At 69.5% G+C, this 10,949-nt stretch carries 10 protein-coding genes and 1 pseudogene; 9 read left to right on the top strand and 2 right to left on the bottom strand.

The genetic code is table 11. The features are described 5' to 3' along the window. Positions 1-129 (bottom strand): annotated as a pseudogene (locus ADBZ5N_RS02160) (alpha/beta hydrolase); the annotation flags it as partial. On the opposite strand from ADBZ5N_RS02160, the gene ADBZ5N_RS02155 reads away from it, so the two are divergent. From ADBZ5N_RS02155 to ADBZ5N_RS02125, 7 genes are all read left to right on the top strand, one after another. Next, on the top strand, positions 92-871 hold the full coding sequence (locus tag ADBZ5N_RS02155) for a lysoplasmalogenase family protein (protein ID WP_526255843.1): 780 nt from the start codon (positions 92-94) through the stop codon (positions 869-871). The pseudogene ADBZ5N_RS02160 and the gene ADBZ5N_RS02155 overlap by 38 nt on opposite strands. A gap of 60 nt (positions 872-931) precedes the next feature. Then, entirely contained in the window at positions 932-1,579 is a 648-nt protein-coding gene (locus ADBZ5N_RS02150; RefSeq protein WP_526255842.1) for a VWA domain-containing protein, read from the top strand. A gap of 76 nt (positions 1,580-1,655) precedes the next feature. Continuing rightward, positions 1,656-3,602 carry a primosomal protein N' gene (locus ADBZ5N_RS02145; protein WP_526255847.1) on the top strand — a complete coding sequence of 649 codons (1,947 nt, stop codon included), beginning with the start codon at positions 1,656-1,658 and terminating at the stop codon, positions 3,600-3,602. 52 nt (positions 3,603-3,654) lie between these two features. Further along, on the top strand, positions 3,655-5,463 hold the full coding sequence (locus tag ADBZ5N_RS02140; RefSeq protein WP_526255841.1) for a DUF2207 family protein: 1,809 nt from the start codon (positions 3,655-3,657) through the stop codon (positions 5,461-5,463). After that, positions 5,457-5,993: a LemA family protein gene (locus tag ADBZ5N_RS02135; RefSeq protein WP_526255840.1), complete on the top strand. Its 537-nt coding sequence runs from the start codon at positions 5,457-5,459 to the stop codon at positions 5,991-5,993. Before ADBZ5N_RS02140 ends, ADBZ5N_RS02135 begins: the two co-directional genes overlap by 7 nt. 86 nt (positions 5,994-6,079) lie before the next feature. Continuing rightward, entirely contained in the window at positions 6,080-7,009 is a 930-nt protein-coding gene (fmt, locus tag ADBZ5N_RS02130; protein WP_526255839.1) for a methionyl-tRNA formyltransferase, read from the top strand. Then, entirely contained in the window at positions 7,006-8,451 is a 1,446-nt protein-coding gene (locus tag ADBZ5N_RS02125; RefSeq protein WP_526255838.1) for a transcription antitermination factor NusB, read from the top strand. Before fmt ends, ADBZ5N_RS02125 begins: the two co-directional genes overlap by 4 nt. 8 nt (positions 8,452-8,459) lie before the next feature. Here ADBZ5N_RS02125 and ADBZ5N_RS02120 read toward each other — a convergent pair whose 3' ends face one another. Then, complete coding sequence (locus ADBZ5N_RS02120; protein WP_526255837.1) at positions 8,460-9,224, bottom strand: glycosyltransferase; 765 nt, start codon at positions 9,222-9,224, stop codon at positions 8,460-8,462. Between the two features lie 23 nt (positions 9,225-9,247). Between ADBZ5N_RS02120 and rpe the strand changes: the two genes are divergently transcribed. Both rpe and ribD read left to right on the top strand, forming a co-directional pair. Continuing rightward, positions 9,248-9,934: a ribulose-phosphate 3-epimerase gene (gene rpe / locus ADBZ5N_RS02115; protein ID WP_526255836.1), complete on the top strand. Its 687-nt coding sequence runs from the start codon at positions 9,248-9,250 to the stop codon at positions 9,932-9,934. Next, the gene (gene ribD / locus ADBZ5N_RS02110) at positions 9,931-10,947 is read left to right on the top strand and encodes a bifunctional diaminohydroxyphosphoribosylaminopyrimidine deaminase/5-amino-6-(5-phosphoribosylamino)uracil reductase RibD (protein WP_526255835.1); all 1,017 of its coding nucleotides are present in this window, start codon (positions 9,931-9,933) and stop codon (positions 10,945-10,947) included. The genes rpe and ribD overlap by 4 nt, the downstream gene beginning before the upstream one ends. The last annotated feature ends 2 nt before the right edge of the window (positions 10,948-10,949 follow it).

Raw genomic sequence — 10,949 nt, 5'->3', positions numbered from 1 at the left:
GCGGGGCAAGTCACGTAGCCGGCGCCGCGATTCATCGACACCGCCGCCGCTGATCAAGGTGAACGGCACGGCTTCCAGTACCTTCTGCAAGATGGCGTCAATCGGTGGTTTATCGGCGGATTCGGCCATGGGTCCACGGTACGCAGGGACCCCTCGAGCGGTGCGAGCGTGGTGGGCCGCCGGTGCGCTGGCCGCGGTCGGATACGGGCTGTTCCTGGTGGTCACCGCGCTCCGCCTTCCGGCCGGGGCCAATCTCACCGGTCAGTTCTACGCCCAACCTGCGGTCAAGGCGTCGATGGCTGTTCTACTGGCTGTCGCAGCCCTGTTTCACCCGATAGCGCGGGAGCGGCGCTGGCTGGTCGCCGCCCTGCTGCTATCTGCGGCGGGCGACTTCTTTCTGGCCATCCCGTGGTGGAAGCCGGCGTTCGTCTGCGGGCTGGGTTCATTTCTGCTGGCACATCTGTGCTTCGTCGGTGCGCTGTGGCCGCTGCGAAGCAGACCCGGCTGGGGGAAGCTGCTGCTGATCGGGGCGCTCGGGATCGGGTTCATCGGCATGCTGATCCGGTTCTGGCCCACATTGGTGACCGAGGGCATGACGGTCCCGGTCATCACCTATATGTCGGTGCTGGCCGCGATGGTTTCGATGGCGCTGCTGGCGCAGCTGCCGACGGTATGGACGGCGGTCGGTGCACTGCTCTTCGCGGTGTCCGACGGCATGATCGGGGTGGGCCGTTTCATCCTGGAATCCGAGGCTTTGGAACTACCGATCTGGTGGGCATACGCCGCCGCCGTGGTTCTGATCACCGCCGGGCTGTTTTTCGGCCGCAACGGCGACTCTCGGGCTGTCCGACCAGCGACTTCGGCCGGCTGACGGTTTTTGTCAGACACCCCGGATAGCGTCGAGACAACGACAACCTACGGGGGAATTGAATTGACCGACAACACCAAGACTCTGATCGCCGCACTGCTGGACCGGTCCGGGTCGATGCAGGACATCGCCGGCGACATGCGCGGCGGTTTCGACTCGTTCATCGCCAAGGAGACCGGACAGCCCGGCACCACCTTGGTGACACTGGCGCAGTTCGACGATCGCTACGACGTCGTCTACACCGACCGGCCCATCGCCGCGGTGCCGGCGTTGAGCCTGGAGCCACGGGGGATGACCGCCCTGCTCGACGCGATCGGGCGGTTCATCACCGAGGTGGGTGCAGGCCTGGCTGCACTGCCCGAAGAGGATCGGCCCGCAGCGGTCACGGTACTGGTGATGACCGACGGGCACGAGAACGCCAGCCGCGAGTGGACTGGTGATGCGGTGCGGGCCCTGATCGCGCAGCAGGAATCGGTGTACGGCTGGGACTTCGTGTTCCTGGGCGCCAACATGGACGCCGTTGAGGTCGGCACAAATCTCGGCTTCGCCCCTGGCAAGTCCCTGACCTACGACGCTGACGGCGACGCCGTGGGCGGCGCCTGGGATGCCGTGGCCAGTTACAGCGCCCGCAAGCGGTCCGCCGGTGTGGCAGCAGCGCCGTCGATAGTCTTCGAGGACGCCGAGCGCCGCGGGGCGCGTAAGAAGCGGTAAACACATCGGGCGGGAGCAGGTGAGCACAGCGGGCCGGCGGGCTGCCGAACACGAACCAATCGCCCGGGTGCTGCCCATGCTCTCGGTGCCGCACCTGGACCGGGAGTTCGACTACCTGGTGCCTGCGGAGTTGTCCGACGACGCCCAGCCCGGCGTTCGCGTCCGGGTCCGCTTCCACGGTCGGCTCGTCGATGCGTTCCTGCTGGAGCGTCGCTCCGATACCGACCATGTGGGCCAGCTGGGCTGGCTGGACCGGGTCATCTCCGCGCAACCGGTCCTGACTTCCGAGGTTCGCCGATTGGTCGACGCGGTTGCGGCCCGCTACGCCGGTACCCGTCCGGACGTGTTGCGACTGGCCATCCCGCCCCGGCATGCCGGGGCCGAGAAGGCTCCACCTGCTGTCCCGTTGCTGCCGGTGGTCACCCCTGTCGACCCGGCGGGCTGGGCCCGGTACGGCTGGGGTGAGGCCTTCCTGGATGCGCTGCGCGATGGCCGCGCCGCCCGCGCGGTGTGGCAGGCGCTTCCCGGGGAGAACTGGTGTATGCGACTCGCCGAAGCGGCTGCGGCAGCGATTACCGGTGGGCATGGGGTGCTCGTGGTCGTGCCCGACCAACGCGATGTCGACGCGCTGTCGCGGGCTGCGGTGGGGCTTATCGACGAGTCCGCTGTTGTGGCACTGGCTGCCGGGCTGGGCCCCTCGGCCCGGTACCGGCGCTGGCTGTCGGTGCTGCGGGGGCAAGCCCGGCTGGTGATCGGAACCCGCAGCGCGGTATTCGCCCCGGTGGACCGACTCGGCCTGGTGATGGTGTGGGACGACGGCGACGACACCCTCGCCGAACCCCGCGCCCCCTACCCGCACGCCCGTGAGGTGGCCATGCTGCGGGCGCATCAGGTGCGCTGCGGCGCAGTTATCGGGGGATACGCCCGGACCGCGGAGGGTCAGGCCCTGGTGTCGGGCGGGTGGGCTCACGACCTGGTGGCGCCCCGCCCGGTGGTGCGGGCGCGGGCTCCGCGGGTGATGGCCCTCGAAGACGGCGGACATGCCCAGGAGCGGGATCCGGCCGCACGCACCGCGCGGCTACCGTCGATGGCAATGCGTGCTGCTCGCTCGGCGTTGGAGCGTGACACCCCCGTACTCGTCCAGGTACCGCGCCGCGGCTACCTGCCGTCGGTGGCATGTGCCCGGTGCCGCACCATCGCGCGATGCCGGCACTGTATGGGACCGCTATCGCTGTCGGACCGCAACGCTGACGGTGCGGTCTGCCGGTGGTGCGCCCGGATCGACGCGGCGCTACGGTGCCGACGCTGCGGCGCCGACGCGATCCGCGCCGTCGTCGTCGGAGCCCGACGCACCGCCGAAGAGTTGGGCCGGGCCTTCCCCGGCACACCGGTGATCACCTCCGCGGGCGACTCGGTTCACGACGAAATCGGCCCCGGCCCGGCTCTGGTGGTGGCCACCCCGGGTGCCGAGCCGCGAGCACCCGCCGGGTATGGGGCGGCGCTGCTGCTCGACGGGTGGTCGCTGCTCGGCCGTCAAGACCTCCGGGCCGGCGAGGATGCGTTGCGCCGCTGGATGGCCGCTGCCGCCCAGGTGCACTGCCGCGCCGAGGGCGGCGTGGTCGCCGTGGTGGCCGAATCGAGCATCCCCACCGTGCAGGCTCTCATCAAATGGGATCCGGTGGGCCATGCCGAAGCTGAACTCTCCGGGCGCAGCGCCGTCGGTCTTCCGCCCGCGGTGCACATGGCAGCCGTCGACGGGGCCTCCGATGCCGTCGCCGCGCTGATCGCCCAGGCCGCCCTGCCCGAAAACGCCGAGGTGCTCGGCCCGGTGGACCTGCCGCCCGGAGTGCGCCGCCCACCGGCCACCGCGGCCAGCGACCCCGCCATCCGGATGCTCATCAGGGTGCCCCGCGACGAGGGTCTGGTCCTGGCCGGCGCGCTGCGCGACGCGACCGCCGTGCACAGCGCCCGGCACGACCATGAGGCGGTTCGGGTGCAGATCGACCCATTGCACATCGGATGATGCATCGGCTTAGGCTCACAGCACCGGGTCTGTACGCGGGGTGGGAGGTCTGATGAGAAGGTTCGGGCGCATGCTCGCGCGGATTCTCCCGGTCTTCCTCGTCGCTCTCGGGCTGCTGTGGCCGGCGCTGTTCGCCGGTGGATCCCAGGGTGCGCCGGTCGACGACCCGGTCACCATCACTTCACTGCGCGCCGACTTCACCGTCGACCGCGCCGGGCTGATGCAGGCAACCGAGACGGTGACCGCCGAGTTTCCCAGTGGCCGTCACGGTATCTTCCGGTTCTGGGACATCAGCAACCCCAACGACACCCGTATCCGGCAGATACCGGACATCATCGACATCTCGCTGGACGGGCAGTTGGTGCCCTACGAACTGCTGACCCGGGAAGAAGGCCGAATTGTCGTCGCCAAGATCGGCGATCCGGCCAGCTATCTGATCCCGGGCAGCCATGTCTACCGCATCCGCTACACCGTTCCCGGCGTGCTGGATCCGGGCCGGACCGGTGACACCAAAACCTTCGCCTCCGGCATCGGCGAGAGCGCCCGCGAGACCCCGTCGGCTTTCTTCTGGAATGTGATTGCCCGCTGGAACAACCGCATCGATCAGGCTGACATCAGCGTCACTTTGCCCGGCGCCGTGCCGGGAGCGCAGTGCTCGATCGGCACCGGCGTGGGACAACTCTGCCCCGGCCTGTCGGTCGACGGCAATACCGTGCGGATATCGGCCGCCGACCTGCCGCCGGGCACCCCGGTGACCGTCCGCGCCGGCGTGGACGTTCCGACCCCGCCGCGCGCAACACTGCCGTGGTCGGCGCGCTGGGACCCCGTCCTCGGCCGCTCGGTGCCGGTGGCGCTGTGGCTGCTCGGCCTGACCGCGGCCGCCGGACTCGGCGCCGTGCTGTGGTGGCGCACCACGGTCGAACCCTCACCGGGCTTCCCGTTGCAGTTCGCGCCTCCCGAAGGGCTCGGGCCGGTTCAGTCCGAGTACATCCGAACCGAGGAGGTCCCCACGCACGGCCTGACCGCGACGTTGTTCTACCTCGCCGACCGACGGCTGCTCTCGCTGCACCAGGACAGCCCCGAAAAGTGGACGGTGCGCAGCGTCGGCGAGACAGGTACCTGGGCCGACGTCGACCCGGTGAGCGTGGCCGTGGGGTCCGCCCTGGACCTGACCTATCCCGGGGAGGTGTTCCATGCCAACGGCAGCGTGTCGGCAGGGCGCAAACTCAGCCAGGCCAGACAGGACATGACCACTGCCGTCAAACAGTGGGCCACGGATGGCGGGTTGGTCGTCAAACGCCGTAAGGAACTGCTGCTGCGGTTGTTCAACATCGCCGCGCTGACCCTGGCCGTGGGTGGTTTTGTCCGGTGGTTTTTCCCAATCACTCTGTGGGGCCTACCGTTTGCGGTTTTTTTCTTGTTTTCGGCGGCTGCCTGGAAGTCCGGGGTCGGGGTCCGTCGAACCGCCGCCGGTCGCAAACTCTGGTCGGAGGCCGGCGGATTCCATCGCATGCTGGCCACCGACTCTGCGGAGTCGCGCTTCGACTTCTCCGCCCGTAAGGACCTCTACACCGCCTACATCCCCTTTGCGGTGGCCGGTGGCGCGGCCGCGCTGTGGGCGGCGAAGTACCAGGCGGCCACCGGACAGCCGCCGCCCGACCCCGGGTGGTACCAGTCGTCATCGCGCGGCAACTGGACGTCCTCATCCTCCGGGGGTGCTAGTTTCGACAGCTTCGATTCGGCATTGTCGTCGTCCATCGGCGCCTACACCGCCTCCCAGTCCTCATCGTCGAGCAGCAGCGGCGGCGGCGGAGGTGGCGGTGGCGGCGGCGGCGGAGGTGGAGGAGGCGGTTCATGGTGACCTGGGTGTTGATCCTGGCGCTGCTGCTTGCGGTCGCGGTACTGAGTGGTTTCGTCCTGGGATACAACAAACTTCGCGCCGCCGACGTGCGAGCCGACGAGGCACTCGGCGGGATCGACGTCCAACTCAGCCGCCGGGCCGCCCTAATTCCGAGCCTGGTCAACACCGTCGGCGGATATGCCGCTCACGAGAAGTCGGTGCTGAGTCATATCGCTGACGCGCAAGCCGCCCTGACCGCGGCCACTGCCGGGAAGTCGGTCGCCCGGCGCAGTTCGGCGGAACAGCAGTTCGACTCGGCGGTTGGTCAGGTGCTGGCCCTCGGGCAGACCTACCCGCAGCTGAATTCCTCCACAAACTTCCTCAACCTGCAGCAGAATCTCGCCGACACCGAGGACAAGCTCGCCTTCGCCCGGCAGTACTACAACGACGCCGCGGCCAGCGTGAACCGGTTGCGCAGCACCATCCCGTGGATGTTCGTCGCTGGGATGGCCGGTGTTCAGGAGCGCGAGTTCTATCAGGTGGCCCGGTGAACCGTGGTGGCCCAGTGAATCGGGTGGCCGGTGAACCGGTTGGCCCAGTGACCGGTTGGCCCAGTGAACCTGTTGGCGGGTAGCTGATGCGAATCGTCTTCGCCGGAACCCCCGCTCCGGCGCTGCCATCCCTGCGGCGTCTGATCGACTCGCCGCGCCATGACGTGATCGCCGTGCTCACCCGACCCGACGCCGCGGCCGGCCGGCGGGGTAAGCCGGCGCCCTCCCCGGTGGCGCAACTCGCCCTTGAGGCCGGCATCCCGGTGTTGCGGCCCGCCCGTCCCAATTCCACCGAGTTCGTCGCCGAACTGGCGGAACTTGCCCCGGACTGCGCCGCGGTGGTGGCCTACGGGGCGTTGTTGAGCCCCCAACTGCTGTCCGTCCCGCCGCATGGCTGGGTGAACCTGCACTTCTCCCTGCTGCCGGCGTGGCGCGGCGCTGCGCCCGTTCAGGCGGCGATCGCTGCCGGTGACACCGTCACCGGCGCAACGACTTTCCGTATCGAACCCGCGCTGGACTCCGGACCGGTCTTCGGGGTGCTGACCGAGAGCATCCGCCCCTCCGACACTGCGGCCACCCTCCTTGAGCGGCTGGCGATGGCAGGTGCAGGCCTGTTGGAGGCCACCATGGACGGCATCGCCGATGGGTCGCTGAACGCTGTTCCGCAGTCCGGCGACGGCGTCAGTGCGGCACCGAAAATCACCGTCGAGCAGGCCCGGGTGCGCTGGGATTTACCGGCGCAGGTCATCGAACGCCGAATCCGGGCTAACACCCCCGCACCGGGTGCCTGGACGATGATCGGCGATATGCGCGTCAAACTCGGCCCGGTCAGCATCGCCCCCGATCCCGATCCGCTGGCGCCCGGGGTACTCCACATAGGGCGGACCTCGATTCGGGTGGGTACCGGTTCGCAGCCGATTGTGCTGAATCAGGTCCAACCGCCCGGGAAAAAAGCGATGGCGGCTGCGGACTGGGCTCGCGGTGCGCGGCTACCGGACCAGGTGCGTGCCTTATGAGCAAGCCTCCCCCCGCCGGCAGCGCAGGTCGCGGACAGGACCGGTCCCGGCCGCGGGCGGCACCCGCGCCGCAGGGTCGACGGCGTCCGCCGCGGTCTGAACTCGACCCGGCGCGGCGGGCCGCGTTTGACGTGTTGCGGGCGGTCACCGAGCGGGACGCCTACGCCAACCTGGCGCTGCCCGCGCTGCTGGCCGAACGTGGGATCACGGGCCGGGACGCCGCATTCGCGACCGAACTGACCTACGGCACCTGCCGCTGCCGCGGCTTGCTCGACGCGGTTATCGCCGCCGCAGCCGGTCGATCGGTGGACGAGATCGACCCTGTGCTGCTGGATCTGCTGCGGCTGGGCGCCTATCAGCTGTTGCGGACCAATGTCGCCGAGCATGCCGCGGTGTCGACGACCGTGGAACAGGCGGGAGTCGAATTCGATTCGGCCCGTGCCGGATTCGTCAATGCGGTGCTGCGGGCAATTGCCCGCCGAGACGAGGATTCCTGGGTTGCCGAACTGGCGCCGCCGGCTGCGAGCGACCCCGTGGGTCACGCCGCACTCGTGCACGCCCACCCCCGGTGGATCGCGCAGGCCTTCGCCGACGCGCTCGGTGCCGACGCCGGTGAACTCGACGCCGCCCTGGCCGCCGACGACGCCCGCCCCGGCGTGCACCTCGCCGCCCGGCCCGGGGTGCTGACCGCCGCGGCGCTAGCCGAGTCGGCGGGCGGGCAGGTGGGCCGCTACTCGCCCTACGCGGTGTATCTCAGCGGCGGTGACCCCGGGCAACTGGCCGCGGTGCGCGACGGGCAGGCCCTCGTCCAGGACGAGGGCAGCCAACTGGTGGCCCGGGCGCTCACCACGGCGCCGGTGAGCGGCGAGGACGGCGGCCGCTGGCTGGATCTGTGCGCCGGCCCCGGCGGCAAGACTGCACTCATCGCGGCCATCGCCGCTCAACGGGATGCCACTGTCGTCGCGGTCGAGCCGAATCCACGCCGTGCCGAACTGGTCGAGCGGAACACCGCCGGCCTGCCGGTGCAGGTGCTGCGGGCAGATGGTCGCGAATCCAGCCTTCCCGCAGAGTCTTTCGATCGGGTACTCGTCGACGCGCCGTGCACCGGCCTGGGTGCGTTGCGGCGCAGGCCGGAAGCCCGCTGGCGCCGAACCCCGGCTGACGTGCCGGCACTGACCAAACTGCAGCGCGAACTACTGGCCGCCGCGATCAGGCTGACCCGCCCGGGCGGGGTGGTGTTGTATGCGACCTGCTCTCCGCATCTGGCCGAGACCCTCGGAGTGGTGTCCGACGCGTTGCGGCGGCATCCGGTGACCGCGCTGGACACCCGCCCCCTGTTCAGCCCGGCCGATACTCTCGGCGTCGGTCCGCACGTGCAGTTGTGGCCGCACCGGCACGGCACCGACGCGATGTTCGCCGCCGCGCTGCGTAAGGATCGATAGCACCAAGCTCAGGAGTAGCGGCCGCGCCAGGCGTTCTTTCGGACTTGCCAGATGTCGCCGAGGAACGGCTTGAGGTGCCGCGAGACATCGAAGGTCGACTCATCCCGGAAATCGACCTCGACCGGCATCTCGACGATGCGGGCTCCCATCCGCCGGGCCAGAAAGAGCACCTCGACATCGAAGGCGAATCCGTCGACCGTGGTCTTAGCGAAGACCTTCCGCGCCCAGGTCGCCGTGAAACCCTTGAATCCGCATTGGGTGTCGCGGATGACCGGCAGCAGCAGGCTACGGCGGGTCGCCTGCACCGCTGCGCCGGCCGCCAGCCGGGATACGCTGCGCTCGGTCTCGGCGTAGGCGGTCAGGCTGCGCTTTCCGGTCACCACGTCGGCCACGCCGGCACGCAGCATCGCCAAGGCGGGCTCGACGTGCGACGGGGCGATGTTCATGTCGGCGTCGACGTAGAACCGGTAGTCGCCGGCGGCGGCGAGCATTCCGGAGCGTACGGCCCCGCCTTTGCCCTGGTTTTGCGGCAGCCGGTTGAGCCTGATGCGCGGGTTGCGCGCCGCAGCGGCTTCCACCAGATCCGCGGTGCCGTCGCGGCTGCCGTCGTCGGACACCACCAGTTCCACCGACCCGTCGAACCCGTCCATCCAGACCGACCAGCCCACCAGGGTCGGCGTCAGACGTCGCTCCTCGTTGTAAGCCGGTATCACGATGGACAAGTCCATGGATAGATGGTTCCAGAACTGGTTGCGGCGCATGGGGCGAATCATCACGAGGCTTTACAGTGACAGCCATGGCAACACCGACCAGGCCGATGATCGCCCCGTCGATCCTGTCCGCCGACTTCGCCCGCCTTGCCGAGGAGGTCGCGGCCATCGAAGGCGCGGACTGGGTGCACGTCGATGTGATGGACGCCCACTTCGTACCCAATCTGACCCTCGGCCTGCCCGTGGTGGAAAGCCTGCTGCGGGTCACCGACATTCCGATGGACTGCCACCTGATGATCGACGATCCCGGCCGCTGGGCGCCCGGTTACGCCGAAGCCGGCGCGTACAACGTCACCTTCCACGCCGAAGCCACCGACAACCCCATCGCGGTGGCCCGCGACATCCGCGCCGCCGGTGCCAAGGCGGGCCTGTCGATCAAACCCGGCACTCCGCTGGAGCCCTATCTGGAGGTTCTGCGTGACTTCGACACCTTGCTGGTGATGTCGGTGGAGCCGGGTTTCGGTGGGCAGAGCTTCATCCCGGAGGTGCTCTCGAAGGTCGCCACGGCTCGGCGACTCGTCGACACCGGCGAACTGACGATCCTCATCGAGATCGACGGCGGCATCAACGCCGACACCATCGAGCAGGCCGCCGAGGCCGGGGTGGACTGTTTTGTGGCGGGTTCGTCGGTCTACGGCGCCGGCGACCCTGCCGCCGCGGTGGAGGCACTGCGCCGTCAGGCCGGTGCGGCTTCACCGCATCTGCGGGTATGACCGCACCGGCGCAGATCGCCGCTGCCATGGCACTGGCGGTCGAGCAGGCGCAGACGGTGAAGGGCGGCACCTATCCCAACCCCCCGGTGGGAGCTGTGATTCTGACCCCCGAGGGCGATATCGCCGCAGTGGGAGCGACCGAACCTGCCGGGGGAGCCCACGCCGAGTTGGTGGCGTTGCGGGCGGCCGGCGACCGGGCCGCCGGCGGGACCGCCGTGGTCACCCTCGAGCCGTGCAACCACCATGGGCGCACCCCGCCGTGTGTCGACGCCCTGTTGGGCGCCGGGGTGGCGGCCGTGGTGTACGCGGTGGCCGATCCGAATCCGATCGCCGCCGGGGGAGCACGCCGTCTGCACGCCGCCGGGGTCGCCGTGACTGCGGGACTGCACGCCGGGGAGGTGGCCGGCGGAGTGTTGCGGGAGTGGCTGCACAAACAGCAGACCGGTCTGCCGCACGTCACCTGGAAATTCGCCTCCAGCGTCGACGGGCGCAGCGCTGCGGCGGATGGTTCCTCGAAGTGGATCACCAGTGCGGCTGCTCGCCTGGATCTGCACCGGCGCAGGGCTGCAGCGGATGCCATCGTCGTCGGCACCGGGACGGTGTTCGCAGACAACCCGACGCTGACGGCCCGGCTTGCGGGCGGGGAACCGGCACCCCAGCAGCCACTGCGGGTGGTCGTCGGCCAGCGTGAGGTTCCGCCGGAATCCAATGTGCGCAATGCCGATTCGCCCACCGTCATGCTGCGCACCCGGGACCCCCACGAAGTCATCCACGCCCTAGCCGAGCGCACCGATGTCCTGCTCGAGGGCGGCCCGACCCTGGCCGGGGCTTTCCTGCGCGCCGGGGTGGTGCACCGCATCCTGGCCTACGTCGCCCCGATCCTGCTCGGCGGACCGGTGACGGCGGTTGACGACGTCGGGGTGGCCAGCATCGCCAACGCCTTACGCTGGAGGTACGACGGCGTCGAGCAGATCGGTCCGGACCTTCTGCTGAGCCTGATCCCGGACGGCTGACG

The organism is Mycobacterium sp. (assembly GCF_044370595.1).
In the GTDB taxonomy this organism is placed as follows: Bacteria; Actinomycetota; Actinomycetes; order Mycobacteriales; family Mycobacteriaceae; genus Mycobacterium.
Note: the sequence above shows the minus strand (reverse complement) of the source record. Positions and strands in the feature narration are given on the sequence as shown.